The organism is Janthinobacterium sp. UMAB-60, assembly GCF_900095235.1.
In the GTDB taxonomy this organism is placed as follows: domain Bacteria; phylum Pseudomonadota; class Gammaproteobacteria; order Burkholderiales; family Burkholderiaceae_D; genus Janthinobacterium.
In genome coordinates, this window is record NZ_LT607482.1 from 676,646 (window position 1) to 702,654 (window position 26,009).

24 protein-coding genes and 1 tRNA gene are annotated in these 26,009 nt (G+C 53.8%); 7 read left to right on the plus strand and 18 right to left on the minus strand.

What is annotated here, in order from left to right; all coding sequences use genetic code 11:
* The first annotated feature begins 149 nt into the window (after window positions 1–149).
* The 5 genes from rpoD to K0F86_RS03085 all read left to right on the plus strand — a co-directional run bounded on the left by rpoD (window position 150) and on the right by K0F86_RS03085 (window position 5,304).
* Window positions 150–2,390, plus strand: a complete 2,241-nt coding sequence (rpoD, locus tag K0F86_RS03065) for an RNA polymerase sigma factor RpoD (protein WP_219132863.1) — start codon at window positions 150–152, stop codon at window positions 2,388–2,390.
* A gap of 111 nt (window positions 2,391–2,501) precedes the next feature.
* A tRNA-Ile gene (locus K0F86_RS03070) sits at window positions 2,502–2,580 on the plus strand.
* Window positions 2,581–3,135: 555 nt separating this feature from the next.
* Window positions 3,136–4,281: an ImmA/IrrE family metallo-endopeptidase gene (locus K0F86_RS03075; RefSeq protein ID WP_219132864.1), complete on the plus strand. Its 1,146-nt coding sequence runs from the start codon at window positions 3,136–3,138 to the stop codon at window positions 4,279–4,281.
* Window positions 4,268–4,744, plus strand: a complete 477-nt coding sequence (locus K0F86_RS03080; protein ID WP_215406266.1) for a DUF4411 family protein — start codon at window positions 4,268–4,270, stop codon at window positions 4,742–4,744. The genes K0F86_RS03075 and K0F86_RS03080 overlap by 14 nt, the downstream gene beginning before the upstream one ends.
* 224 nt (window positions 4,745–4,968) lie before the next feature.
* Entirely contained in the window at window positions 4,969–5,304 is a 336-nt protein-coding gene (locus K0F86_RS03085) for an FKBP-type peptidyl-prolyl cis-trans isomerase (RefSeq protein WP_219132865.1), read from the plus strand.
* 16 nt (window positions 5,305–5,320) lie between these two features.
* On the opposite strand, the gene K0F86_RS03090 is transcribed toward K0F86_RS03085, so the two are convergent.
* Together K0F86_RS03090 and K0F86_RS03095 are read right to left on the minus strand one after the other, a co-directional pair.
* The gene (locus tag K0F86_RS03090; protein ID WP_257571958.1) at window positions 5,321–5,797 is read right to left on the minus strand and encodes a DUF2726 domain-containing protein; all 477 of its coding nucleotides are present in this window, start codon (window positions 5,795–5,797) and stop codon (window positions 5,321–5,323) included.
* 97 nt (window positions 5,798–5,894) lie between these two features.
* Complete coding sequence (locus K0F86_RS03095) at window positions 5,895–6,608, minus strand: YjjG family noncanonical pyrimidine nucleotidase (RefSeq protein ID WP_219132866.1); 714 nt, start codon at window positions 6,606–6,608, stop codon at window positions 5,895–5,897.
* Between the two features lie 124 nt (window positions 6,609–6,732).
* Here K0F86_RS03095 and K0F86_RS03100 point away from each other — a divergent pair, with 124 nt between their 5' ends.
* Complete coding sequence (locus tag K0F86_RS03100) at window positions 6,733–7,458, plus strand: pyridoxine 5'-phosphate synthase (protein ID WP_219132867.1); 726 nt, start codon at window positions 6,733–6,735, stop codon at window positions 7,456–7,458.
* 121 nt (window positions 7,459–7,579) lie between these two features.
* On the opposite strand, the gene K0F86_RS03105 is transcribed toward K0F86_RS03100, so the two are convergent.
* The 5 genes from K0F86_RS03105 to K0F86_RS03125 form a co-directional block, all read right to left on the minus strand.
* Entirely contained in the window at window positions 7,580–7,981 is a 402-nt protein-coding gene (locus K0F86_RS03105; RefSeq protein ID WP_219132868.1) for an STY0301 family protein, read from the minus strand.
* Complete coding sequence (locus K0F86_RS03110) at window positions 7,978–8,346, minus strand: BPSL0067 family protein (protein WP_219132869.1); 369 nt, start codon at window positions 8,344–8,346, stop codon at window positions 7,978–7,980. The genes K0F86_RS03105 and K0F86_RS03110 overlap by 4 nt, the downstream gene beginning before the upstream one ends.
* A 120-nt stretch (window positions 8,347–8,466) precedes the next feature.
* Window positions 8,467–8,958, minus strand: a complete 492-nt coding sequence (locus tag K0F86_RS03115) for a DUF4265 domain-containing protein (protein WP_219132870.1) — start codon at window positions 8,956–8,958, stop codon at window positions 8,467–8,469.
* Between the two features lie 342 nt (window positions 8,959–9,300).
* Window positions 9,301–10,020, minus strand: coding sequence for a Crp/Fnr family transcriptional regulator (locus K0F86_RS03120; protein WP_035828139.1), 720 nt, complete (start codon window positions 10,018–10,020; stop codon window positions 9,301–9,303).
* A 474-nt stretch (window positions 10,021–10,494) separates the two neighbouring features.
* Complete coding sequence (locus tag K0F86_RS03125) at window positions 10,495–10,713, minus strand: oxidoreductase-like domain-containing protein (RefSeq protein ID WP_219132871.1); 219 nt, start codon at window positions 10,711–10,713, stop codon at window positions 10,495–10,497.
* A gap of 387 nt (window positions 10,714–11,100) precedes the next feature.
* Between K0F86_RS03125 and K0F86_RS03130 the strand changes: the two genes are divergently transcribed.
* On the plus strand, window positions 11,101–12,636 hold the full coding sequence (locus tag K0F86_RS03130) for a DEAD/DEAH box helicase (RefSeq protein WP_219132872.1): 1,536 nt from the start codon (window positions 11,101–11,103) through the stop codon (window positions 12,634–12,636).
* 353 nt (window positions 12,637–12,989) lie between these two features.
* Here the strand turns inward: K0F86_RS03130 and K0F86_RS03135 are convergent, their stop codons facing one another.
* The 11 genes from K0F86_RS03135 to K0F86_RS03185 form a co-directional block, all read right to left on the minus strand.
* On the minus strand, window positions 12,990–14,243 hold the full coding sequence (locus K0F86_RS03135) for a lipopolysaccharide biosynthesis protein (RefSeq protein WP_219132873.1): 1,254 nt from the start codon (window positions 14,241–14,243) through the stop codon (window positions 12,990–12,992).
* 89 nt (window positions 14,244–14,332) lie between these two features.
* Window positions 14,333–16,279 carry a nucleoside-diphosphate sugar epimerase/dehydratase gene (locus tag K0F86_RS03140; RefSeq protein ID WP_219132874.1) on the minus strand — a complete coding sequence of 649 codons (1,947 nt, stop codon included), beginning with the start codon at window positions 16,277–16,279 and terminating at the stop codon, window positions 14,333–14,335.
* A gap of 136 nt (window positions 16,280–16,415) precedes the next feature.
* Window positions 16,416–16,976, minus strand: coding sequence for a sugar transferase (locus K0F86_RS03145; protein WP_219132875.1), 561 nt, complete (start codon window positions 16,974–16,976; stop codon window positions 16,416–16,418).
* Window positions 16,960–17,919 carry an SDR family oxidoreductase gene (locus K0F86_RS03150; protein ID WP_219132876.1) on the minus strand — a complete coding sequence of 320 codons (960 nt, stop codon included), beginning with the start codon at window positions 17,917–17,919 and terminating at the stop codon, window positions 16,960–16,962. Before K0F86_RS03150 ends, K0F86_RS03145 begins: the two co-directional genes overlap by 17 nt.
* A 54-nt stretch (window positions 17,920–17,973) precedes the next feature.
* The gene (locus K0F86_RS03155; protein ID WP_257571959.1) at window positions 17,974–19,203 is read right to left on the minus strand and encodes a glycosyltransferase; all 1,230 of its coding nucleotides are present in this window, start codon (window positions 19,201–19,203) and stop codon (window positions 17,974–17,976) included.
* Complete coding sequence (locus K0F86_RS03160; protein ID WP_219132877.1) at window positions 19,200–20,174, minus strand: NAD(P)-dependent oxidoreductase; 975 nt, start codon at window positions 20,172–20,174, stop codon at window positions 19,200–19,202. Before K0F86_RS03160 ends, K0F86_RS03155 begins: the two co-directional genes overlap by 4 nt.
* Window positions 20,175–20,188: 14 nt before the next feature.
* Complete coding sequence (locus K0F86_RS03165) at window positions 20,189–21,343, minus strand: hypothetical protein (protein ID WP_219132878.1); 1,155 nt, start codon at window positions 21,341–21,343, stop codon at window positions 20,189–20,191.
* A 138-nt stretch (window positions 21,344–21,481) separates the two neighbouring features.
* Window positions 21,482–22,753, minus strand: a complete 1,272-nt coding sequence (locus tag K0F86_RS03170) for a glycosyltransferase (protein WP_219132879.1) — start codon at window positions 22,751–22,753, stop codon at window positions 21,482–21,484.
* A gap of 84 nt (window positions 22,754–22,837) precedes the next feature.
* Entirely contained in the window at window positions 22,838–24,097 is a 1,260-nt protein-coding gene (gene wzxE, locus K0F86_RS03175; protein WP_219132880.1) for a lipid III flippase WzxE, read from the minus strand.
* Between the two features lie 2 nt (window positions 24,098–24,099).
* Window positions 24,100–25,224, minus strand: a complete 1,125-nt coding sequence (gene rffA, locus K0F86_RS03180; RefSeq protein WP_219132881.1) for a dTDP-4-amino-4,6-dideoxygalactose transaminase — start codon at window positions 25,222–25,224, stop codon at window positions 24,100–24,102.
* Window positions 25,221–25,949 carry a GNAT family N-acetyltransferase gene (locus tag K0F86_RS03185; RefSeq protein WP_219132882.1) on the minus strand — a complete coding sequence of 243 codons (729 nt, stop codon included), beginning with the start codon at window positions 25,947–25,949 and terminating at the stop codon, window positions 25,221–25,223. The genes rffA and K0F86_RS03185 overlap by 4 nt, the downstream gene beginning before the upstream one ends.
* Between the last annotated feature and the right edge of the window lie 60 nt (window positions 25,950–26,009).

Genomic DNA, 26,009 nt, shown 5'->3' on the forward strand with positions numbered 1-26,009 from the left:
TGGCCGATGAGGTGTAAGTAACGTAACAGTGTCGGATTTGCGTTGTCGGCAGGTTCGAAGATGGTGGTTCCCGCAGGTAGACAGGGAACTGGCAGCAAACTTTATCCTAATCCACCGTAAAGCAAGTCGTTGTGTAATCGAAAGCGCCTGTGCCAATCAAGAAACCCGAATCCAAAGCGGCTGTAAAGCCCACTAAAGTTACCACGAAAGCCGAAAAGGCGCTCGACCGGCCAGAAGCGCGCGTCACCAGCGCGCCCGTGGTCAGCCAGACCACCGACGCTGCCACCCTGGCGGCCATCGATACGTCCGGGTATGTCTTGCCGTCGGTAAAAGTGCCAGGCCGCCGCGGCCGCAAGCCAAAAGAATTCCAGCCAGAAAATGATGAAGTCGCCGCCCTGAACGCCGTCGAGCGGGCCGAACTGAAGGCCGTCGACAAGGCCAAGGCCAAGGACCGCAAGGCGAAGGAACGCGCGCTGCTGAAAGACGCTTTCTCGTCCGACACGGAAGCGAGCGAGGAAGAACTCGAGCGCCGGCGCCAGAAACTCAAGACCCTGATCAAGTTCGGCAAGGAACGCGGTTTCCTGACCTACGCGGAAATCAACGATCACTTGCCCGAAAACATCGTCGATCCGGAAGCCATCGAAGGCATCATCGGTACCTTCAATGACATGGGCATCGCCGTCTACGAACACGCGCCTGATGCGGAAACGTTGTTGCTGTCCGATAACGTTGCCGTCGTCACCAGCGACGACGAGGCGGAAGCGGCGGCCGAGGCCGCATTGTCGACCGTCGATTCCGACTTTGGCCGCACCACCGACCCCGTGCGCATGTACATGCGCGAAATGGGCTCGGTCGAGCTGCTGACGCGTGAAGGCGAGATCGAGATTGCCAAGCGCATCGAAGATGGCTTGAAAGACATGATCCAGGCCATTTCCGCCTGCCCCGTGACGATCGCCGAAATCATCGCCGCTGCCGACCGCATCGCCAACGAAGAGATCAAGATCGACGAAATCGTCGACGGCCTCGTCGATGAAAGCGAACCGGTCGCCGCCGCTCCTGTCGTGGCCGCTCCCGTCGAAGAAGACGAGGAAGAAGGCGAAGCGGAAGAAGAGGAAGTCGAAGAAGAGGAAGAGGCGAACGCTTCCGGCGCAGCCGGCTTCTCCGCCGAGCAACTGGAAACCCTGAAACGCACGGCGCTGGAAAAATTTGCCGTCATTTCGCAGCAGTTCGACAAGATGCGCCGCGCTTTCGAAAAGGAAGGCTACAACTCGAAACCCTACGCCAAGGCGCAGGAAGCCATTTCGCAAGAGTTGCTGGGCATCCGCTTCACGGCCAAGGTGGTGGAAAAGTTGTGCGACACCCTGCGCGGCCAGGTCGACGAGGTGCGCCATATCGAGAAGCAGATCCTCGACGTGGCCGTGAACCGCTGCGGCATGCCGCGCGCCCACTTCATCAAGGTTTTCCCCGGCAATGAAACCAACCTGGACTGGGTCGATGGTGAAGTCAACGCAGGACACGCGTACAGCGCCATCCTGGGCCGCAACATTCCGACCGTCAAGGAACTGCAGCAGCGCCTGATCGACCTGCAGGCGCGCGTCGTCTTGCCGCTGCCGGACTTGCGCAACATCAACCGCCAGATGGCGGCCGGTGAAATGAAGGCGCGCAAGGCCAAGCGCGAAATGACGGAGGCCAACTTGCGCCTGGTGATTTCGATCGCCAAGAAATACACGAACCGCGGCTTGCAATTCCTCGATCTGATCCAGGAAGGCAATATCGGCCTGATGAAGGCCGTCGACAAGTTCGAGTACCGCCGCGGCTACAAGTTCTCGACCTATGCGACCTGGTGGATCCGCCAGGCGATTACCCGCTCGATCGCCGACCAGGCGCGCACGATCCGCATTCCCGTGCACATGATCGAGACGATCAACAAGATGAACCGGATCTCGCGCCAGATCCTGCAGGAAACGGGCGCGGAACCCGATCCGGCCACCCTGGCGATCAAGATGGAAATGCCCGAGGACAAGATCCGCAAGATCATGAAAATCGCCAAGGAACCAATCTCGATGGAAACGCCGATCGGCGACGACGACGATTCCCACCTGGGCGACTTCATCGAGGACAACAACACGCTGGCGCCGGCCGACGCAGCGCTGCACGCGTCCATGCGCGGCGTGGTCAAGGACGTGCTCGATTCCCTGACGCCACGCGAAGCGAAAGTGCTGCGCATGCGTTTCGGCATCGAAATGTCCACCGATCACACCTTGGAAGAAGTGGGCAAGCAATTTGACGTGACGCGCGAGCGCATCCGCCAGATCGAAGCCAAGGCGCTGCGCAAGCTGCGCCACCCATCGCGCTCCGACAAGCTGAAAAGCTTCTTGGAAGGCAACTAGAAGCCAATAGGGCTTGACGTACGTCCCTGATACCCCTATCCTCGCGTGTCCGTTTCCAAAACGGCCGCGCGAGGCGGGCATCAACAGCGCCGCCACGCCGCAGTCCCCCTTGGGCCTCTAGCTCATGCTTGGTTAGAGCAGCGGACTCATAATCCGTTGGTGCCGTGTTCGACTCACGGGAGGCCCACCAGAATTTGCAGCAATAGAATTAGCCCCGGCGGGTGACTGCCGGGGTTTTTTTTATGCGCGAGACAATCACCGGAAGGTTTGGTCGTTCGGATAGGCTGGTTCTGGCTTCGTCACTAATTTCATCTTATAGCGGTACGGAGTGCATAGGAGGTGCTGTGTACTTTGCCTGCCGTTCGACCTTGTATTTGCAATTGAGTACGCTACAGGTCATTATCGTTGTTCAATGCGGCTATGGTTGGGCTTGTGTCTGAATGGCGAACCTGACCCTGCCACCCCTTTGTGTCTGAATGGCGAACCTGACCCTGCCACCCCTTTGTGTCTGAATGGCGGACCTGACCCTGCCACCCCTTCAACACGGCACACCTTTGAACGTTTTGCAGGAACTTGGCGGTTGGGAAAGTGCTCAAATGGTTAGGCGATATGCTCATTTTTCCGCATCTCATCTGGCTTCTTACGCCGACTCACTACCTACCTTAACGCGTTGAGTTAGGCTGTCGTTTGGTGGCATTTTCTTCCAAAAAAAAGAACCCTTGCTCATATATGTATAATCCTTCTTATGGAACGAATATTTATCAACTCGCAGCGACTCACCTGGTGTTGTGCCGACTACGGCATGACGCTGGACGACCTTGCTGCTGAGGTTGGCATTGCTGTCGCGACACTAGAGAAAGTTGCTCTTGGTGAAGTGGGGCTGACCTTCAAGCAGTTGACGAACGTTGCCGAGTATTTTGGGCGTGGGGTGTTGTTCTTCTTGGAAGATGAGCCTGCACGTGCCGAGAGCGTACATACGCCTGCTTTCAGAACACTTGCGAATCAGAAGCCAGAATTGTCGGTGAAGGTTCGAGGCTTCATTGAGCGGGTAGAGAAGCAGAGAGCGGTATTTTTGGCACTAAAAGAAGAGTTGGATGACCCTGACTTGCCTGTATTTGTCCCTCCTGATTTTCCTGCCGCTGACCCCCGTGCCGCAGCTGCCATTGCTCGGAAATGGCTTGGGTTGAGCGACAGGAACGACTTTGACAGTTATCGCGCAGCTATTGAGGACAAGGGTGTCTTGGTTTTCCGAAGTAACGGCTATAACGGTAAGTGGCAGATAGCTAAAGATAGTCCTATTTTGGGCTTTACTTTGTACGATGAAGTTTGTCCCGTCATAGTTGTAAAAAAACTTCAGTGGGAGACTCAGCAGTCGTTTACCCTTATGCATGAACTCGGGCATCTTCTGCTTCATAGAACAAGTTCCATTGATGATGAAGCGGACATGAATTCGCATCAGGGGCACGAACGTGATGCGAACTTGTTTGCAGGTTTAGTGCTTGTGCCGGATGAGTTCTTACTCCGCGTGAACGACAATACGCGGCCAGCAGATGAAGATCAGTACGACGACTGGCTTGACTGGTGTCGGAAAGCTTGGGGTGTAAGTACTGAGGTCGTGCTTCGTCGTCTATTAGACTGTGGACGTCTGCCTCGGCATAATTATGTGGCGTATCGTGCGTGGCGTGCTGCGCTTCACATTGAGCAGAAAGATGGCGGATCGCGTGCTTTTAGGAACAGAGAGCCGAAGCATATTTTCGGTGACCCTTTTGTTCGCACGGTGCTGGGAGCATTAAACGGTCGCTACATCACTCTTGCCAAGGCTAGCCGATATCTCGATGGATTAAAAATTACCGATCTACACCAGTTAGAAAGGCACTATGCTGGTCTTTGATGCCTCTTCTATTATCTATGCATGGGACAACTATCCTGTGAGTCAATTTCCTGGCCTATGGTCATGGATTCGCGACGGAATTAATCAGGGGCACATCCAGATGCCTGCTGTCGCCTTTGCTGAGGTTGAGCACCCAGCGGATGAATGTGCTGGATGGCTAAATGACAGTGGCTTGAATCGCATTGCCATGACGAATGAAATTTTGCTCGATGCGATGCGTATAAAGAGGCTCTTAGGCATACTTGATGATAAGTATGGCAGTGGAGTCGGTGAGAATGACCTGTTTATCATTGCGACTGCCAAGGCGTCGCAGGCGATCTTAGTGTCTGATGAACGAGTACAAGCTGGATTGCCTAAGCTCATGGCAAATTACAAGATTCCAGCTGTTTGCAAGATGCAAGAAGTGCGCGTTGAGTGCATTAGCTTTTTAGAGTTCATCAAGCGATCAGGTGCCGTGTTTTAGACTGGCTGTACAGAGTGCCTGGTGAAAAAAGCAATTTGAACTGCAGTATAGCGTCGTGAATTCTGTCGAGCATGTGTCTCATAATCCATTGGCTCCGTGTTCGACTCACGGGAGGCCCACCAGAATTTAGCAATAATAGAACAAGCCCCGACAGGTAACTGCCGGGGCTTTTTTCGTGCTGTCGTACAATCGCGGCTTGGTGCTTTGATGAAGGATGAAACGAGATGACTGCTGAAGTGAAGATTGACGATATCGTCGTCGGTGATGGCAAGGCGGCGGCACGCGGCGGGCTGATCACGGCGCATTACCGGGGCTGGCTGGAAGATGGGACGGAGTTTGACTCGTCGCACAAGCGGGGCGAGCCTTTTCGCTGTGTGTTGAGCAATAACAAGGTCATTCAGGGCTGGATTCTGGGTTTGCACGGCATGCAGGTCGGTGGCACGCGCAAGCTGTGGGTACCGGCGCATCTGGCGTATGGCGAGCGGCAGGTGGGGTTGATACCGCCGCATTCCAATTTGATCTTCGAGATTGAATTGCTGGAAGTGCTGACGCGCGATTGATGTTTGGATGGTGTGATCAGGTAGATACGACGCAGGCTTTTTTCAGCAGCAGTTGCTCGACATCGGCGCGGAGCGCTTGCTGGGTGGGGAAGTTGGCATAGCGCAAGGTCGCATAGCCGGCCAGCCTGAGCATGGCGTCGCGCTCTTTGTCCTGGCTTTCGCGGCCGGCGTGGCTGCTGTCGTCGAGCTCGATCACGGCGATGACGTGCAGTTGCTGGCTGCACAGCACAAAATCGGCCACCTTGCGGTCGAAACGGTTTCTGTTTGCCCATCCATTCGCCGTCACCAGCGCGGAAAATGCCACTTGCGCCAGCACTGTGCATTCCGGCAAGGCCGTCTGCAGCAGGTGGTACATTTGCTGTTCGCGTGCCGTCATGACGGGTTTGCTTTGCAGCCGCAGCGGCCTGCGCGACTTGCCAGTTTGGCGCTTGGCCAGCATGGCAAACAACAAGATCAAGGCCGCGATGGCGAGCAGGACGATGAAGGGCGGCATGGGCTGGCACCGGGATGGATGAGTCCTGATGGTACGCGAGTAGCGGCCTGTTTTCGTGCCGCTGCCAGCGTATTTCAGGTGGTGTGCTTGTGGAAGATCAAGCCTGTTTCAGCTTGACTTGCATCAGGTCCAGCGCCGGCACGATGTCATGCAGGCTGGCCACTTCGCAAGTTGGGATGGCGGCCGAGGTATTGGCCATGCTGTCCGGGTTGAACCAGCAGCTGTCGATGCCGTAGCGGTTGGCGCCGAGGATGTCGGCGTCCAGGCGGTCGCCGATGATGATCGTTGTTTCCTTGCGGAATGCGCGCGCCATGTTGGCGGCGTATTCGAAGAAGCGTACGTCCGGCTTGGCGTGGCCGCACGCTTCGGAGGTGGCGACGAAGGAAATGTAGTCGCTCAGGCCGGAGGCGGCGATGCGGCGGTTCTGGATGGATTCGACGCCGTTGGTGATAATGCCCACTTCGCCGATGCGCGACAGCGTTTCACACACTTGCCTGGCGCCATCGATGAGCACGACCGTGTCCGGCAGCGATTCCAGATACAAACGGCTGGCCAGTTCCGGGTCGATGGCGATACCGTTCAGCGCAAACGTCTTGCGGAAACGCTCCACCTTCAGGAAATCCTTGCTCACGGTACCCGTCTCGAAACGTTTCCACAGGTCGACGTTGATCGCCTGATACTGGGTGAACAGCGCGTCGATGCTGTCGCGCAAGCCCAGTTCGTGCATGGTGTGCAGGAACGAGCGTTTTTCGGACGCCCGGAAATCGAGCAGGGTATCGTCCAGGTCAAACAGGAATAGCTGGTAGGTCATGGTATGTATTGAAAGGAACTTGTCTTGCATCGTAGCACGTAGCGCCGAGTTCGGTTGACCGTGCCCCGAGCGGGCGATCCGCTACAATCGCTGCCACACCCGTCACCCTCACGCCATTTCCGCCATGACCCAGCTCTCCGTCAACGTCAATAAAATCGCCCTGCTGCGCAATTCGCGCGGCCGTAATTTCCCGGATCTGCTCGCGTTTTCCGCGCGCTTTCTCGATCTGGGCGCCGCCGGCATCACCTTGCACCCGCGCCCGGACCAGCGCCATGCGCGCTACGACGATGTTGCGCCATTGCAGCGCCTGTGCGCGGAGCGGGGACGCGAGCTGAATGTGGAAGGCTATCCGGCGGCGGAATTTCTGCAGGTCGTGAAAGATGCGCGACCCGCGCAATGCACGCTGGTGCCCGATATGCCGGGCCAACTGACGTCCGATCACGGCTGGGACATCGAGCAGCATGCAGCGTTGTTGCGTCCCGCCATTGCGCAATTGAACGACCTGGGCGTCCGCGTCAGCCTGTTTGTCGATGCCGATTACCCGGCGCTGGAATGGGCGCGCGAAGTGGGGGCGGCGCGGGTCGAGCTGTACACGGAGCGGTTTGCCGAGAGTTATGGCGGCACGCAGGCCGATGCCGTGTTTGAAACGTATCTGCAGGCGGCGCGGCGGGCCCAGGCGCTGGGCCTGGGCGTGAATGCCGGGCACGACCTCGATTTGCACAACCTGGCGCGCTTCCTGGATATTCCCGGCATCCTGGAAGTGTCGATCGGCCATGCGCTGGTGGTCGAATGTCTTGAGCTGGGCATGGACAAGGTGCTGGGCCGCTACCTTGCGATATGTCAATCGTAGGGCAGCCGCACATCGAACGCGCTTGCCGCTTGCTGACCTTGCTTGCCAGTCATTTCTGAATGGATTTTTGCCTGTTTGGCGCAACTGTGGGGGAGTGGCTTTATGAGTGATACCGAGCGCACTATTTGCACTGGAAGCTGACTGTTTTCGTTCGCTGTGTAATGGCTGCGACGCACTGTTTGACGCCTGGCAAAGCCATGCGCAGGTAGCGCTCGGTACCGGCATACAGGCAGTCCACCTGAAACAGATATTGGGGCGCATCAAAATTGATATCCCAGCGTTGATACAAGGTGCCGGCGCGTGTCCATTCCCTGACTGGAGCCAGGATAGGCAAGGCTTCACCGTCTGTCGGCGGCTGATCCGCCGGATAGGACAGCACGCGCACGCTGTCGAGCCTGGCGGCTGGCAGGTTCCAGGTCGATGGAGCTGCTTGCGGGCAAGAAACGGACGCAACGGGGGCTGCGGCAGCTGGCCGCATCGCTGCGGCAGCGATGAGCAATGCCAGCAGTGCGAGCGGCTTCATTCCACCACCGAATAGAGTTCGGGGCGATTCGATGCCCCGGCCGCCGAACGGCCAAAGTAGATCACGCGGGCGCTAGGTTTGTGGTTACGCCACTGGTCGAAAATTTCAATATCGCCAGGCACCTGGCGGATGAACAGCGCCGCATGGTTGCCCTGCCGCAGATTCTGATAGCGGCCGTTGACGAAGGTGGCAATCACCGTGCCTTTCGAAATGCCGCCTTTTTCCAGCAGGTCCGGCACTTTGTCTCCTTCGCGCCAAAGCGATGCGGCGCGGGCGCCAGCGAGGTGTCTGACCAGGGTAACGCACTCGCCATTTCCCACGATTTCTTTTTGTTTTGCATAGTCGGCGCGCGCAATGTAGGGCATAGCGTTTCTCTCTGTGGTTGACGATAGAGAGAGCGTACGCAAGGCGCGGGCACGCAGCTTGATGTGTGCCAGAGCGGAGCATTGACATGTGTCATGGCCCTGCCTGGCGCACGGGCATGCTTACATATCCACCCACCAGTTGAGCAAGGTTTCATCATCGTCGTCATCGAGGTTGACGTAGATGTTGGCGAAGTACCATTCCACGCCCGTCGCCGTGCGGAAGGCATCGAAGGGACCGTTGACGCTGTAGATGCCGTGGTGTCCCGGCACGCTGAAGGTGAGATTGCCCTTGTACTGGCCGTCCATGGTGCCGTCCAGCTGCTCCTGCACGTCGCGCTCGAGCTGGTCGACTGCTTCTTGCGGCACGTCGTCGGCATAGATCTGGATGCAGAAGTTGCCGCCGCGCTTTAAGACTTCGGCGGGGGCGAGCGGGTCGGCGATGCTGACGATGTCGCCGCGTGCCAGGTTCAGGGTCAGGCCGGGCGAGGCCAGCAGTTCGTAGACGTGCTCGTCGATCTGGCGCGCTGGCAGGGTTTCATACACGGGGCCGTCGGTGTTTTCGCCTGCCAGTACGCGGATGTGCGGCAAGCCTTCGCAATTGATGTCTTCCATTTATTCTTTCGTAATGCCGGCGCGCTGCGTTGCGGGTCGCGCCAGCGTGGGGTTTATGGCAATATTGTACCGGGACCGTGCCAGCTGGCGGGGTACGCAACGGTGCAAACGAGGATGATGCGACGCAGTCAGCCTTTGCACCCGAGTACCACTCGTTTGACGATGCCGGGCCGGGCTGGTGGCCGGTCGCCAGTACCGTTGCTGATGAGCCGCGTCTGGTGTGTGGCGTAGCGCCGCGTGGCTGAAACCGGCCTGCGGGGCATCGTGCGAAACCTGGTGCATGCGCCGGAATGAAAAAAGCACGCCGAAGCGTGCTCGCGCTGATTAATTAGCGCTGATTACTTAGTTGTGTGCGCTGATGCCGCTGCGAAACTGTTCGAAACCGGCGCGCGCCGCCTTGTAGCAATTGCCAGCGGCCGCTTCCAGACCTTCGCGGTCGAGCACTTCGACCGTACCGCGGCGGTACTGGATCAAGCCTTCGTCCTGCAGCTTGCGGGCCGTGACGGTGACGCTTTCGCGGCGCACGCCCAGCATGTTGGCCATGGTGTCTTGCGTGACCTTCAGCTCGTTCGACAGCGAACGGTCGAGGCGGTCCAACAGCCAGCGGCACAGTTTTTGTTCGATGCTGCAATGACGGCCGCCCACCACATTCTGTGCCATTTGCGCAAACATGGCGCTGGTGTAGCGCATCAGCAATTGCGCCAGCGCGCCGCCTTCGTTGAACACCTCACGCAGGAAGGCCGTTTTCAGGCGGTAGCCGTAGCCTGCCGTCTGCACGATGGCGGTGCAGGTGGCGCGCTCGGCTTCGTACAGCACCACGCCGGCGACACCTTCGCGGCCGATGACGGCGATCTCGGTGGTGGCGCCGTCTTCCATCACATACAGCAGGGAAACGATGGCGTTGGTGGGGAAATACGTGTATTCAATCTTGCCGCCGCAATCGAACAGGTGCTTGCCGGCAGGCAGAGCGACCAGTTCCAACTGGCAAAACAGGCGCTCCAGATCGGCGCGCGACAAGGCGCGCAGCAATTCGTTCTGTTGCGCGCCCGTGATGCTGATCATGGGCGTTGTCGGCGCGGCTTGCCAGTTGTGCTGGGTGGCGGCGTGGCTATTCGTTGTTGGGGTCAGGTTGCTATAAGCTTTGTACATGGTAGGGCCTCGTCTTCTGATCTTGTTGGATGGCGCTGCTTTTCTGGCTTGCTAGCGTTGTGCTGAATCTTGTATCCACTATAGGACCAGGGGACGCGTGCGTGCATCGGATGAGCCGACGTGCTTATGTAGGCTAGGAACATTGCCTCGTGTCATCCGACTCCTACGCCTGCTGCTGTATTTTTCCTTGTGGAAACAATTCAGCGATTTCCGTCGCTGGGAAGCGGCGCCCATGCTGGTCGTGCAGGATGCTGACATGGCGCTGAATGAAACGCGCAGATCGAGGTTTGCCAGCACCGCCATGGGGGGGGGGCGCGCGTGCCCGTCAAGGCGCCTGCTGACGTGGCGCCAGCGGATGAGTAGGAAAGCTTTTAATTAAGTAAGAAATTAAGCGCGCTTGCGCGGTTTCTTGATGCCTGGGGCGGCGGGGGCGGCAGCGGCTTGCTGGCGCTGCTGCCACGCTCTCAGGGCCTCTTCGTAGGCGGCCAGGTCTTCCTGGTACATTTCCAGCACGCAAAAGGTGCAACCGCTGTGGCAACACTCGTCATTGCCCGGCTTGCTGGGCGCTTGCGGTTGCGGATCGTGGGGGAAAGGCGCGGTGGGCATGATGAGGGCAGGGGACGGCGGAGCAGGCATCGGAGCTGGCATAGGAGCTGGCATAGGAGTTGGTATGATACGGCATCCCGGCGTGCCGTTGCTGGAACGCTTTTTGCTCAAAAATCACGGTTTCCGTGTACAGTTGCGGTGAATTAGGGTATCGTTTACAGCACTGATATTGTATCTTCTGCGCGCGATGTTCCGCCGGCGCGATCTCCGCCGCCATCGCAGCACATCTCTTCGACGCTCCCGCATACGCCATACAGCATGTCCCGGAGCACGGAGGTGCCGCAAGAACGATGATCCATGGCTTGCAAGACGGAGCTGCCTGTGCCCCGAAATGTTGTTTATTGAGAAAGCATGGCTTCCGCAGTGCGGAGGCACACCAGAAAATTTATGTCTGAAACCGAATCGACTCCTACGCCCAGCCCGGCGATTGCCCCTGAAGCGGCGCCCGCCGCTGCACCTGCAGCATCCGCTGCCCCCACCCTGACTTTCGCCGACTTTGGCCTCGCGCCTGAAATCCAGCGCGCACTGACCGATCAGGGCTACACCCGTCCGACACCGATCCAGGAGCAAGCCATTCCCGTGGTGCTGCAAGGGCGCGATGTGATGGGCGCCGCGCAAACGGGCACCGGCAAGACGGCCGGTTTTTCCTTGCCGATCATCCAGTTGCTGATGGCGCATGCCAGCAGCAGCATGTCGCCGGCGCGCCACCCGGTGCGCGCGCTGATTCTGACCCCGACGCGCGAACTGGCGGTGCAGGTGGCGGAAAACGTCAAGGCCTACGCCAAGCACACGCCACTGCGTTCGACGGTCGTTTTCGGCGGCATGGACATGAAGCCGCAAACGGTCCTCCTGCGCGGCGGCGTGGAAATTGTCATCGCCACGCCGGGCCGTTTGCTCGACCATATCGAGCAAAAGAACATCAGTCTGAGCCAGGTGCAGATGCTGGTCATGGATGAAGCCGACCGCATGCTGGACATGGGCTTCTTGCCGGACTTGCAGCGCATCATCAACTTGCTGCCGAAGCAGCGCCAGAACCTGATGTTCTCGGCCACGTTCTCGCCAGAAATCAAGAAGCTGGCCGCCACCTTCCTCAACGATCCGCTGACGATCGAAGTGGCGCGCAGCAACCAGACGGCCGACAAGGTCACGCAGGTGGTGTACAAGGTGACGGAAGACCAGAAGCATGCCCTGGTCGCCCATCTGCTGCGCCAGCGCGACCTGAAGCAGGTCATCGTCTTCTCGAATACCAAGATTGGCGCCTCGCGCCTGGCCCGCGTGCTGGAGCAGGAAGGCATGAGCGCCACGGCGATTCATGGCGACAAGAGCCAGCAAGAGCGCATGGCGGCGCTGGAAGCGTTCAAGAAGGGCGAGATCGATGTGCTGGTGGCGACCGACGTGGCGGCGCGCGGCCTGGATATTTCCGATTTGCCTTGCGTCATCAATTTCGACTTGCCGTACAACGCGGAAGATTATGTGCACCGCATCGGCCGCACGGGTCGCGCCGGCGCCTCGGGCGACGCCATTTCGATTTATTCGGATAAAGACGAGCGCTTGCTGGTCGACATCGAGAAGCTCATCAAGCAAAGCATCAAGCGCGGCGAATTGACGGGATTCAACCCGGCGCCTGCCCGCGGCAGCGACAGCGAACGCCGTCCGCCGCGCCGGACCGAAGGTAGCGAGGCGCGTCCCGCGCGCGCCCCAGAGAGCCGCCATGCTGGCGACAGCAGCCGCGACAGCCGCTCCGCCGAGCGCGGTGCGCGTCCCGCCTTTGGGCCTGGCGCTCGCCGCGAAAAGGCCGATCCCTGGTTCCTGAAACCGTATGAGCCAGCCAAGGCAGCGGCCCCCGCTTCTGCCAGCATGGCGCCAGTCGCGGCCAAGCCGAAGCAGAAGGTGGCGGCGTTATTGGGTGGTTTGTTAAAGTAGTACGTGTTACGCGCTGCTATCCCAACGGGATGGCGGCTCATGCGGAGGCGTTAAATAGCTTGCCTCTGCATTTTTCCTGAGTGTGCATGCCTGATGCGTATGTACACGCGCAAGTCTCCTCCCAACGGTGACGCGTCAGCTTACCGGAAAATAATCCAAGCATCACTCAATGGTATGGCCGGGATCGACAGGGCGTCGATTACTCGGGTGGAAAACGTTGCCCTTGTTGCGTGGACGTACTTTCCTGACGGCTTGATTCCCTTGAGACCCGGCGACATTCGGCTGCACGCTGCATCTCTGGCGACGGGACGCAACGTGCAGGGCAGCTGACCGTGTCTGCGCTTACAGACCAATTAACCTTCGATCTGCGTACTATTTTTCTTCAACCAATTTCTGACGAATACAAAGCATCCCGCCGCCAGCAAGCCCAGCAAGGCACTGAGCAGCAGTACCAGCGACAGACGTTCGGTACGATTTTCCGGCAAGCTTGGACCGGCAATGAAGCGGCTCTTGTCCAGATACAGATTGAGCGCTGATTGATTCTCGATAGTGAGCTTGTTGAAGACCTGGCGGATAGCTTCGTCTTCCATGTTCTTGTCCTTGAAGACGGCGTGTTTAATGGGTTCCAGGCCGCGCAAAATGGTCTCGCCCGACTTTGTGCTGTCGAGTAAGACTTTGACCCGATCATAATACTCACGCAGCAGCTTGTACTGTTGCTGTTCCCGCTTGGCTTTGAGAATGGCCTCGCTGGCTTCTGCGAACTCCACTTCACTACTCATCAATTGAGCTACTGGCGACAAATAGCGCGCGCTTTCTTCAGTCACAGTGACCACTTGACGTGTCGCCTGATTGGCGGAGTCAGGGTAGCGCGTGATAATTTGTTTCAGACTATTGCCTTTGCGCTTGTATTGTTCCTGCTTCTCATTACTGGAGATAATGTCGTTTTCGAGTTCGGTAATCTTCGTGTTCATTTCCGCATGCTTGAAGCGCAAGGCATCCGAATAGATCAAGTAAACGATCGTATCCATGGCATAGGTACCAAGCAGGCCAACCGCTTTTTGGGCGCCCTCTGGCGATGCGGAGGCATAGTTGATGCGCAACCCTATTACGTTGCTGTCGCTATCCTTGCTTCCCCCACCCAATTCCTTGGCATCCAGTTTTGTGAAAGAGTAAATAGGTTCGATGCGTGCGCTGATGCCTTCACGTGATGCGAAGGTCTTGCGTAAGTTAATGACTTCAGGAGCGTTGGTCAATTTATCTTCTTGCGTATATTCAGCGAAGCGTTCCGCACTATGGAACGCGGCGGCATAACGCTTGTAGTCGCTGATCGCGATACCCGTTGGCGGGTCGATTTCCTTGCCATCCCTGGGATCCTTGATTTTCTTTTGCAGCGGTATCGCACCGCCAAACTGAAAAAATCCCTCGCTTTTGTATTTGGAGAGAATCATACTGCCGACACCTCCAATTACGGTCGCGCCGAGCGTGACGCCAATAATCAGCTTGCGTGCATGCCACAGCGGTAGCAGCAAGTCGCTGAGTTTGGTTTCGTTTTCATCAACATATACATGTTGATGATCGTCTTGTTGCAATTCGTCAAGGTGTTTCATAATTTTCTTTATTAGTAATCTGTTCACTGCAATCTGTTACCCGCTTGCCGGGCTGTGCCTGGAAGTGGTTTGCCGAAAAAGGCAAATAGTTACCTTATTTTATACAAAGGATTTTCGACAATAGTTTGCTGTTCGTGTCCATTGAGTCGGCTTCTGTTAGCCCAGATGAAATCTTCGATGCCACAGAGTGGCGTATATTCTTTGACTGCCAACTTCAACAAGGCACGCAGTTCTTCATATTCAAAATTCGTGCAGGCATGCTCCATGTTGCTCAAGATCGTCCGCAGTTCCGACCATGCGATTTCTGACTCTTGAGCCCGCATGATCAGCGGATGTTCCGTCCCTTCTACATTATTTCCAATAAGTAATTCCTCGTACAGCTTTTCACCTGGGCGCAAGCCGACATGTTCGATTTCAATGCCGTCCGGCGCCGCTTTGCTCCTGACTTCAAGTCCGCTCAAATGAATCATGCGTTCTGCCAGATCCATGATTTTGACAGGATCGCCCATGTCGAGCACGAAGACATCGCCACCTTCCCCCATGCCGCCGGCCTGGAGCACCAGCTGCGCAGCTTCCGGAATGGTCATGAAATAGCGCGTAATCTCGGGGTGCGTCAAGGTGATGGGGCCACCTGCTTCAATCTGCTTGCGAAACAGGGGCACGACAGACCCGGACGAACCCAATACATTGCCAAAGCGCACCATGCAAAAACGGGTATTTGTTTGCTCGCGTGCAAACGCCTGCAAAATCAATTCGGCAAGGCGCTTGGTGGTACCCATGACATTTGTCGGACGCACGGCCTTGTCGGTTGAAATCAGCACAAAACTTTTTACACCGGCGGCCATGGCGGCCTGGGCGATGCTCAGCGTGCCAAATACGTTGTTGCGGACGCCGTCGATCGGATTGTGCTCCACCAAAGGCACGTGCTTGTACGCGGCAGCATGGTACAGAGTTTCGACCTTGAATGTAGCCAGTATACTTTTACATTTTTCGATATCCAGCACGCTACCAAGGAAAGGCACCAATTCCACGTCCGAACCTTGAAGATGTTTGATGTCTTTGAGTTCCTGCTTGATGGAGTACAGGGCAAACTCGGACATTTCCAGGAGAATCAGGCGCGTGGGGTGCAACTTGATGATTTGACGGCACAGTTCAGAACCGATCGACCCTCCGGCACCGGTCACCATCACCGACTTGCCGGTAATGCAGCCAGAGATCAGGTTTAAATGCGGTATGACCTGGTCACGACCCAGCAAGTCTTCGATTTCGATGTCGCGCACGTCCTGGATACGCAATTCACCATTCACCAAGCTTTCCACTGGCGGCGCAACCTTGACTTTTACCTTATGGTTTTCAACGATGTTGAGTATGTTTTTTTGCTTTCCCTTGCTGAGTGATGGCATGGCCAGCAGGATTTCGCTGATATTTTTTTTCTCGATGACTTGTTGCAGATCCGCGGATGCATAGACTTTGATGCCGGAAATCGTGGCGCCCTTCAGCTCCTTCATGTCATCGATGAAGGCAACCGGCAGATATTCATGACCGGCGCGCAAGGCGCTTGCCAGTTGGGTGCCGGCCTTGCCTGCGCCGTAGATGGCAATCCGGACTGCCGGATTGTCTTTGTTTGTATTGAGCAAAATGCCTCTGGCCAGGAAGCGGCTGGCCACCACATAGGTAATGGCACTGACCCAATAGATGCCGAAGACGCCACGCGAATATCCCTCCATATGTGACACCAGGGCTGTCAACGCGACCAGCAATGCCACAGATACAGTGACGCCAATGATGACGACATAGACTATTTTCTGATCGATAAAACGGACCACTGCGCGGTAAAGCCCGAGTCGGGTAAAGATCGGAATCGATATCAGCGGTGCCGCTATGATCAGCCACAGATATTGTGACAACAAAGCGCTATTCACCACATCGTAACGGAGTATGATCGCGAAGAAAAAAGTCAACGGCAAAAAGAATAGATCGAGCGTTGCTGCAATCATTTTCTTTTGCGTGCGGGAAAGTCCAAGAAATAATTTCATTTTTATGATAAATAATTGCTAGATGAATTTTACGATGTTGCCGTAAATTTATTTTTTAGGAGGTCTTGGTATATTTATATGCAACTCAATAAAATTGACGGTGCAACTTTCTGGCCGATGCACTCCGTCTTGAGAATTAATGAGTGATGCCATCTCGGCGTATTACCTTCAGAAATGTCAGGAATATAATTTTCACATCAAGCGGAAGGGATTGACGCTGCATATATTGCACATCCAGTTTCACTTTTTCTGGAATGGGCAATTCATCTCGGCCATTTACCTGGGCCCAACCCGTCAGGCCTGGCAAGATCTTTTCGACGCCATATTGTGTGCGCAATGCAATTAAATCCTGCTGATTGAACAGTGCGGGGCGGGGACCGACAAAGCTCATGTCGCCACGAATAATACTCCACAGCTGCGGCAGTTCGTCGAGACTACTCTTGCGCAAGAAGTTGCCTACCGGCGTCAGGTGTGATTGGGCGTCGGTCAGCAGATGCGTCGCCACAGCCGGTGTACCGACCCGCATGCTGCGGAACTTGGGCATTTTGAAAATTTTATTGTTTCTCCCCACGCGGTCTGACCAGTACAGGGCAGGGCCGGTTGATGTGAGCCGCACCAGTAGCGCAACCAGCACTACCGGAATGAGGAGTAGCAGAGATGCCACCAAGACTAGCAAGAGATCAAACACTCGTTTCACGTACATTTCCTTTCGCTGCTTTTTGCAAACCCTGATCAAGCGTCAGGGGCGGTGTCCATCCCAGAACACGGCGCGTTTTTTCAATATCAACCTGCAGCGAACCGCACAGGCGTTGTGCGATATCTGGCTTGCCTATCAGTTTGGCGCCGAGTTTCAGCATGCTCGCGGGCACTGGAATCAGGTGCGCGCGGCGGCCCATGGCCTGGGCCATGCGTTGCAATAATTCGGTGGTGGAGGTGTCTTGGCCATCTGATACCAAAAAAGTTTGTCCGGCGGCATTGGGGTGGCGCAGGCACGTGACCATCAAATCCACCATATTGTCCAGTGCGACCAGACTGCGCTGATTATGGATTGCACCCAGCGGCAAAGGAACGCCGCGCGCCAGCCAGCGCATCATTGCGGCAAAATTCGCCTTGACGCCCTGTCCGTACACCAGCGGGGGACGGATGATGACGACTTCCATACCCGTTTGCACTTCCAGTTCGCGCAGGCCCTGTTCGGCCTCCAATTTTGACACGCCATAGGCATCAACGGGCGCGGGAACGTCATCGGCGGTGAAGGGGGCGCCAGCCTCCGTCATTTCGCCATTGACCTTGATGGAGCTGACAAAAATAAAGCGCTGCACGCCAGCGGCGGCAGCCTGGCGCGCCAAAGTCAAGGTACCTTGGACATTGACTCGCCGAAATTCGTCCAGTGGATGCTGTGCCGTGTCATCCATGATGTGCACGCGTGCGGCGCAATGCACCACCGCCGTCACGCCGGAGAGTGCCGCGGTCCAGTCAGTGTTTGCGGTAAGCGCATCGACGAGGACTTTCTCGACGCCGTACGGGACGGTCGCGTCGGATCTGCGTACCGCCGCGCGTAGAGCATGGGTGCCATCCTCTGCCAGCCGGCGTAAAACGGATGCGCCTACAAAGCCGGTACCACCGGTAACCAAAATCATCTATTACCTCTGCTATATAAATATTCCACCTGCGTGGCTTGTGTGTCGTCTGCGTTAAACATGTTGGTTTTCCTGCCCACCGATGACTTGCTGATAGTAGTCTCTCATCGCCTCTACAATCACTTCTTGTGAGAAATCTTGATACGCGCGCCGCTGCGCCGCCGCACCCATTTGCTGGCGCAGATTTTCATCGGCATACAGCAGGCGCATGGCATTTTGCATCTGCGCAATGTCTCCGGCTTCATGAAAGATCCCCGTCACACCGCCCTTTACGGCATCGGTCAGGCCGTAAATGTGTGACACGATCGCCGGCAAGCCTACGCCGGCCGCCTGGATGGTTGCCGAACTGAAGCCCTCCAGATAGCTGGGCAGGCAAAAAATATCGGCTGCCGACATATACCGTTCCGGTTGATTGGTGTAATTCACGCGGTGAATTTTTTGTGCGCATCCCGCCCATTCCTGCTCTAGCAGCGGCGTCAGTTGCTCCTCATCGGGACCGACGATCAGCAGTTGCGCGCGCGGCATCTGGGCTTCTATGCCGGCAAACGCCTTGCTCAGGTTCAGGATACCCTTTACCCGCGTCAGGCGGGCCAGGAACAGGAAGACGATGGCGTCGGCGGCAATGCCCAGTTCGGCGCGCACCCTGCGGCGTGCATCGGCGTCAAATTGGAAGCGTCCCACGTCGACACCACTGATGGAACCTTGCCCCAATACGGTGATTTTTGCTCGTGGGACGACCTTTTCAGCGACCAGGAAATCGCTTTGCGACGGGCTGTCGGCCATCAGATGGGTTGCGCATGCGGCGACAATCCGATCCATCCATTTAAGGACGGCGCGCGCGATTCCCGACTTGGCGAACCAGACCTGTCCGGTAAAAATATGAATTCTGACCGGCACCCGCGTCAGCCAGGCAGCCAACATGGCGAGCAGGCCCGCTTTGGGCATCAGGGAGTGGACGCAGTCAAATTTTTTCTGTCGGAATACCCGCAGCAATGCCAGTAAAGCCAGGAGATCGGCAACCAGCTTGATTTTGCGTTCGATGGCAATGGATTGAAAGACGACGCGGTCATTCAGCATGTCTTTCAGTTCATGGCCGTCGCCGCTGCACAGAAGGGTGATGTCATAATACTCTGATAGTTTCTCCACGTGCTCACGCATAAAAACCAGAAGCGGAATCGGCACGGTTGAAACAAAACAAATTTTTTTCCTGATCATTTTTTTATCCAGCTTTCCATATTTTTCTCTTGTGTCACCGTCACCATGCTGTGCAACACTGGCATTCATTTCAAGCGATCAGATGAGTCGTTGATCAATTGAGGGATGCTTTGCGGCACGGATTCGGCGGGGAAAAATCCCAGCGTACTACCAATCAGGGAGGATGAATAATGTGTCTTGCGAGTTAAGGCATCAATGCGAGCGGTCGTCAACGGCAATTTTAACCACGGGGCGGTCAGCTTCACCAGCAAGCGTAATGGTGCTTCAGGCAGTATCAGTTTCGGCGCAGCGACTTGCATGGCCAGCGCCAAGGCATCGATTACCTGATCAAGAGGGCAATCGTTTGCCACAATAAATACTTTCCCATGTGCGCGGCGGTCACTGATGCACTGCAGTAACGCGCGGACAACGTCATCGACCAGCACATACGTGGCAATGGCCTGCCGGCGTCCGATGCGGAAGAAGGCACCTCGCTTGATCATGCGGGCCATGGCATGGAATGACTGGTTGGGCATGTTGCTGCCGATGACAATGGTAGGGCGCACGATGGTGTAGCTGAACAAGGGTTCTTGCGCGGCAAACTCGCGTACCAACTGATCGGACGCGGTCTTTGTGACTTCATACATGCCAACAGGCTGTTCCTGGCTATCCTCGGTGATCGTGCGCCCCGATTGTGATCCGGCGCCATCCAATCCATAGGCGCCAACACTGCTTAATTGCACCCAATGTACTGGCTTGCCATGTTGTTTGATCGATGCGCTGACGGCACGCAAGAGATGTCGGGTGCCATCGACATGCAACTGCTGCATCAAACTCTCATCTTTGATTTCTCCGGCACAATGGAGAATGACATCGCTACCATCGGCGAAGGCATGTAATGCCGCGTCTTCTTTGAGCAGATCCCCCCTGATGCAGCTGACGCCAGGTCCGGCATCAGCCTCTTTTCTCGTGAGGATGGAAACCGCATGCTGCGTGGAAGATAATTGCTTCAATAGCAATTTGCCGATGAATCCGGATGCGCCTGTAATGGAGATTTTCATGATTTGACTATCGTTCATGGCAATGGGACTGAAAGGCAGGCAGTATCGGATGCGGGGCCTGCTGTTCCGGAGGCGCTTGCGTTACTTACGGCGGTGCCTGTCTTTTTCTTTCTGAGGCGGAATTTTTTTACGGAAGCATGAAAGGCAAGCTTGCGCTGATAAATAATCGCGCATGCCAATAGCACGGAAATATAGCTATAGACCCGTAAACGCACTGCCGTTCCAAGATTGTCATTGCCTAACAACCAAATTGTTGAGTAGGAAATAAAAAAGACAATCAGATAGTTGACAAAGGCATTTGAATGTCGCCGGTTCTTGATAAGGTAAAAAAACATGAATATAAAAGGTAAGCTTTCTATCAGGAATACAGCAATCGCAAAGTAGTTGGGGAAGTAGAGGCCAAATATCTGATAGAGGAAGCTCTTAATAAAATCAGGAATGAAAATTGCGATCGAATCAAAGCGTATGCCAATATTCGAGCCGCCATCCATGTCGTCAAAATTTCCACGGTAGGCAAAAATTGGTTGAAGCAGGCCAAGCAGGAAAAGGATGTTAAGGGCTGCCACAAGCGCCGCCAGCAGAAATAACAGCGATATTTTTTTGAACTGAAAATAATTGAATCCGACAAACGAAATAAAAAATCCAAAACCAAGATAGGGACGGAATAAATAAAGAAAATAACTGATTAATGTGATCAGCAGCGCATGCAAAATTTTCTCGGCAATATCAACTGTTACGATGAATTTTCTTACCGACATCAGTCCCAACACGAACAGGAATACCATGAAGACATCGCGATAAATGTCAAAAGTATAAAAAAACAATGTTGGGTAGGCTGCCATAAAAATGGCGGCAATCCAGAAGACGCGTTGGCGCATCGGACTGTTTTTGATGGCAGCCAGCTTGCCGACCAATAACGGTATCACTAGTATGCCTAAAAAAGCCAGGAAAAAGCTCACCCCTTTTCTCGAGTATAAACCATACTCGTTCAGAGTCCTCAAGATAACCGGCCAGATGTTTGGTATCTCGCTATCCTCGCCCAAGGCATAACTGTCATAAAACTCCGAGTCGTTGCCGCCACCAAAAAAAACAGCGGGAAACAGGAAGATGTATATGAAAATTGATATCTTCGACAAAGTCAAAAAAGTGAATAAAAGACGATATTTCACAAAAATTTTCTTTCAGTAATTTTATTGAGAATGGCAATAAAATTATTTAATATCCGTGTGGTTGATGCTTGGTAATTTTTCAATTAATTTCAAGTAAAACTTGATTGGTGTCGAGTATTTTTGGTGTTGTTTTTGTTTTTAATATCGTGCACTGAACGTTTTTTTCTTATCCATGATGCCCAGGGCAAAACAGGAAAAAATTCCCGCATAGTATTTGGGCATATCGATACTGATATTTGTATCGGGCAGCAGAGTATTTTTTTTCAGGTAGTTGAGGTACAAATCAACAAATTCTTCGATGGAAAATTCTGAGGCCCTTATTTTGGAGCGCTCTGAAATCATGGCATAGGCGTCCACATCGGCCATTGCGATATCTGCAATACAGTTCGAAAAAGTCTGCAACGGAAAATTGAGTCCTTTCTCATGGTAGCTATACCCTGTCAATTTGCTGAGCAGGCCATAAGTGAGACCTTGATCATCGGATTCAATGCCAATGATGGCAGGGATGCCCATGGCCGCGGCCTCGAGCAGTGCTGTACCGCTGCCAACAAAGGCAAAGGCGTCACTGATGACTTTTTCGAAATCTTGATACGGTAGCGAACCATGCAGGAATACCGATTTTTCCATTCCCTGGGATGCAATGAATTGCTTTAATTCTGAAAATTGTTCACCATCACCATAAATGTGATATTCAAATGATGAATCTATCTTTAATATTTCATGAAAAGCTTCAACCATCTTGAAATTATAAGTCTTGAAACTTGTAATTCTTCCTACTGAAATAATCTTTCTTGAGCGGAAATTGATTCCCGCATCAATTGAATCTGCCTTGAATTTGATTCCAATCGGGAAAACGTCACTCCCGGTATATTTTTCACCATATAAATCGACCGCGGTATCAACGGATTTTTCATTGAAAAACAGCATGGATTCAGCGGGAATCGATTGGTTCACCAAATTGAATAATTGCTTCTGAAAGAAAAGGGGGGAAATCGATCGAAAATTAAACTCATTCTGGTGATAGACGCCACAGACCACTTTAGTGTGTGGTAATTTTCTCATGACATGTTTAATGTAGAAAACAAGGCTCCACACGCCGCATACATGCACGCACTCCACATCCTGCAAGATGTTCGCCAGTTCGGACTCGATCGGATCCATGACGGACATGAACTGCAAATTGTTCCTGAATCGCGATGAAGGATTTTTCAGGATATCGGCGGCAAATTGTACGACGGCGAACTTTTTTAATTCGGAAAGAAGTTTTGATTCATGTTTTTTGGTGAGAAGAAGTACATGTACTTGAATGCCTCTCCCGTGCAATTCTTCTGCCAGGCGCAGAATATGGGTTTCAATTCCTCCCAGACTGAAGGCACCATGTAGCAGCAAGATTTTTTTGGGAAATGGCATGTTGTGAACTTATAGAAATTAATTTTTAACTGGCGCAGATATTTCCGATTTGGAATTATTTGGGATATTTTATTCTTGCAACAATCAAGCGGTATCTTTTTGTGACAAGTAATATCTTAAAATTGCAAAAGTTATTGGGAGGTAAATAAAATAGGTGGTAAAGTACGCATACGTTGCGCCGATGGCTCCATAGGTATTTACGAAGAAATAGCATAACAAAATAAGCAGACTGGACTGAAATAATTCTGCTGCGATATATAGTTTACTATTTGCCTTTGCCACCGCGACATAGCCACTGATGTAGGCCGCAACCTTGAACGCATCTCCTGCGAGTTGCCAGGTAAAGTAGCTTTTCATTGCCAGGAATTCTGGCGAGAACAGCAGCAAAATAATCCAGTCGCGCAGAATGAATATAGTGATACTCATTAATAGCAATACGGGCATGGCTATTTTATAGGCGGTAGTGACCTCCTTCTTGATATCGAGGCGCGAGCGCAGTGCCGATAGTCTGGGAAGGTAATAATTGGACAGTACCACCGTAATAAACAGAAGGTAAGAGTCCGATATTTTGCTGACTGCTTGCCAATAGCCAACCTCTACCCAGCTATTGTGGCCGGCGATTATATACCGTATCACTATCTGAGACATCTGCATTGTCAGGACAGTGACAGCGATCATCATGGAATAGCCGGCAAACTGTTTGATCTTTTGCCGGTCCCATTGTGGCAACAGCCGTCGCCAGGAAAATTTCAAGCCAAAACGATACCAAGGAAGCAAGAGCAGGATGGTACAACTTGGCATCCATATCAAGCCATACATGGCTCCCTTCATTCCATACAGCGCGCAACCCAGGGCGACGCCCGCCGCGCCGATGACGACGCTGACAGCATTAATGACGGCGAAGGCATGCACGCGTTTATGGCCGTTAAGCACCCCCATCAGCAGATTCGTGAAGGCAATCGCAAATTGACAGGCCGCGAGGACGCGGATGACCACCGCATACTCGTTCGTGTTGAAGAGCCATAACGATATTTGCGATGCGCCTAGCAGCAGCGCGGCGCCAAGCAGGATCGATACGGCAAGCGTCATCATGCTCGCCGCCCTCAGGTAACCGTTTAACTGTCGCTCGTCTTTTTCAAACTCGGCAACATATTTAATGATGCCGGTATTGATGCCACCGCCTGCCAGTATCGTGATCATCGACATCAGGCTCATGAACTGTCCCAACTGGCCCAATCCTTGCGCACCAAGATAAATGGCCACGATCTTTACGATTAGCAACCCTGCGATCAATTTGCTTAAAGTCGATGCCGCAAAAAGTATTCCGACTTTCAAAAAACGCATACTCAGGAATAGAACTCAAGTATGGTTTTAGAAATGTAATCAACTTGCTCGTTGGTGAGCTCAGGGAACAATGGCAGACGCAGCAGGCAATCCGTGTAGCGGTCGCTATTCGGCAAGGCCCGCGTTCCGTGCGATGCGGCAAAGTATGGGCTGCTATGCAAGGAAAGATAATGGAAGACGGCCAAGATACCTGCCGCCTTCAGCTTAGCGATCAGGCGTGTGCGCTCATCCAGGCTGCGGCACACGATATAAAACATGTGTGCATTGTTGCTTGCATATTCTGGAATGACGGGCATCGTAAACCAGTCTCCCTTGATGCCTTGCTTCAGATTGGCATCATAACGCGCCCATACTCGGCGTCGTTCTGCCTGAATGGCGTCAAGGGATTCCACTTGCGCATACAGGAAAGCTGCGAGCAAATCGGATGGCAAGAAGGAGGAGCCAACATCCACCCAGCCGTATTTGTCGACTTCACCACGGAAGAAAGAGGAACGATTGGTGCCTTTTTCGCGAATGATTTCTGCTCTTAAATCATACTCAGGCTTATTGATCAACAGCAAGCCACCCTCGCCGCACATAATGTTCTTTGTTTCATGGAAAGAAAATGCAGACAGGTCGCCGATTGTTCCCAGTTGGCGCCCGTTGTGGAACGAGTCAATGGCCTGGGCTGCATCTTCTACTATGGCGATACCGTGCGCTGCGGCCAACGCAAGAATGCGGTCCATATCGCAGGCGACCCCGGCGTAGTGCACCACAACAATCGCTTTTGTCTTGGGCGTAAGCAGGCGTTCAATTTCGTCTGGCGAAATATTGGGCTGATCTGCCTGGCTATCAGCAAATACCAGCGTTGCGCCACGCAGAGCAAATGCGTTCGCTGTCGATACGAAGGTATATGAGGGCAGGATGACTTCATCGCCAGGCTGAATATTTAGCAGGATTGCAGACATTTCCAAGGCATCCGTACAAGACGTGGTCAGCAGCGTTTTACGCATGCCGAGTTTGCTCTCGAACAATGCCTGGCATTTTTTGGTGAACTCACCATCGCCTGAAATTTTTCTACTTTCTAACACTTGCTGAATATTGGCTAATTCGTTGCCGGTGAGGTATGGACGATTAAAAGGAATCATTGATTAAACCATTTATGAAATGTGTGAAAACTCGTAAGAGGTTCGAAGCCATGACGGCACCATACTTTTTGAGGAGCAATATTACTTATCTGAGTTGATACCGATAAATTTTGCAAATTCTCGTCCAGTGCCCAGTTCTTCGCCATCGCAACCAATTCCGCGTAAAAGCCATTTTTCTGGCATGCGGGATCCACGCCATTCAATATTATTTCGCCATTTTCTGCGTCAATTTTCTTTGTGCTCAAGAAGCCGACGATGTTATTTTCTTGGCAGATCAGAAAAACCTGATCCGAAAATGGTCCGAAGTGGCAGGAATTGAATGCCCATGAGGTGTATACAAGGTCCGCATCTTTCCTGTCTAAATATGGATCTGTATGGTAATGTCCAGCGAAGTTGCTGAAGCACTTTCCGGCCAGAGCACTGACGGCTTCGGCATCGCCTTTGTTTGCTGTGCGCCATGTGAAGCCAACTGGCAATTGAATTGGGCTGGCACTGATTTTCTTATTCTGAAAATACACAAGAGTGTCTGTAAGGAAATAGCCTGACTTCTCCAATTTCTGAATTGATGAAATATCCGAAGTGGGGCAGCGTACAATCAGCATATTCAAATCCAGCGCCACGCATGCATCATTAATTGCATCGATATCCATGCTGTCATCAACCGAGATTTTAGCTATTCTTTTTCCGAAACGCTTTGTATCTAACTCTGATAGGCTAATCTTCATAATTCAATTATTTTAATATATTTACTGCCGCGGTTTCCTTGGTGTTATCCATCTCAGCTT

Coding starts and splice junctions, on each gene's coding strand:
- K0F86_RS03075 (WP_219132864.1), top strand. CDS start 3,136: ATGGAACGAATATTTATCAACTCGCAGCGACTCACCTGGTGTTGTGCC.
- K0F86_RS03080 (WP_215406266.1), top strand. CDS start 4,268: ATGCTGGTCTTTGATGCCTCTTCTATTATCTATGCATGGGACAACTAT.
- K0F86_RS03085 (WP_219132865.1), top strand. CDS start 4,969: ATGACTGCTGAAGTGAAGATTGACGATATCGTCGTCGGTGATGGCAAG.
- K0F86_RS03090 (WP_257571958.1), bottom strand. CDS start 5,797: ATGCCGCCCTTCATCGTCCTGCTCGCCATCGCGGCCTTGATCTTGTTG.
- K0F86_RS03095 (WP_219132866.1), bottom strand. CDS start 6,608: ATGACCTACCAGCTATTCCTGTTTGACCTGGACGATACCCTGCTCGAT.
- K0F86_RS03100 (WP_219132867.1), top strand. CDS start 6,733: ATGACCCAGCTCTCCGTCAACGTCAATAAAATCGCCCTGCTGCGCAAT.
- K0F86_RS03105 (WP_219132868.1), bottom strand. CDS start 7,981: ATGAAGCCGCTCGCACTGCTGGCATTGCTCATCGCTGCCGCAGCGATG.
- K0F86_RS03110 (WP_219132869.1), bottom strand. CDS start 8,346: ATGCCCTACATTGCGCGCGCCGACTATGCAAAACAAAAAGAAATCGTG.
- K0F86_RS03115 (WP_219132870.1), bottom strand. CDS start 8,958: ATGGAAGACATCAATTGCGAAGGCTTGCCGCACATCCGCGTACTGGCA.
- K0F86_RS03120 (WP_035828139.1), bottom strand. CDS start 10,020: ATGATCAGCATCACGGGCGCGCAACAGAACGAATTGCTGCGCGCCTTG.
- K0F86_RS03125 (WP_219132871.1), bottom strand. CDS start 10,713: ATGCCCACCGCGCCTTTCCCCCACGATCCGCAACCGCAAGCGCCCAGC.
- K0F86_RS03130 (WP_219132872.1), top strand. CDS start 11,101: ATGTCTGAAACCGAATCGACTCCTACGCCCAGCCCGGCGATTGCCCCT.
- K0F86_RS03135 (WP_219132873.1), bottom strand. CDS start 14,243: ATGAAACACCTTGACGAATTGCAACAAGACGATCATCAACATGTATAT.
- K0F86_RS03140 (WP_219132874.1), bottom strand. CDS start 16,279: ATGAAATTATTTCTTGGACTTTCCCGCACGCAAAAGAAAATGATTGCA.
- K0F86_RS03150 (WP_219132876.1), bottom strand. CDS start 17,919: ATGATTTTGGTTACCGGTGGTACCGGCTTTGTAGGCGCATCCGTTTTA.
- K0F86_RS03155 (WP_257571959.1), bottom strand. CDS start 19,203: ATGAATGCCAGTGTTGCACAGCATGGTGACGGTGACACAAGAGAAAAA.
- K0F86_RS03160 (WP_219132877.1), bottom strand. CDS start 20,174: ATGAAAATCTCCATTACAGGCGCATCCGGATTCATCGGCAAATTGCTA.
- K0F86_RS03170 (WP_219132879.1), bottom strand. CDS start 22,753: ATGCCATTTCCCAAAAAAATCTTGCTGCTACATGGTGCCTTCAGTCTG.
- wzxE (WP_219132880.1), bottom strand. CDS start 24,097: ATGCGTTTTTTGAAAGTCGGAATACTTTTTGCGGCATCGACTTTAAGC.
- rffA (WP_219132881.1), bottom strand. CDS start 25,224: ATGATTCCTTTTAATCGTCCATACCTCACCGGCAACGAATTAGCCAAT.
- K0F86_RS03185 (WP_219132882.1), bottom strand. CDS start 25,949: ATGAAGATTAGCCTATCAGAGTTAGATACAAAGCGTTTCGGAAAAAGA.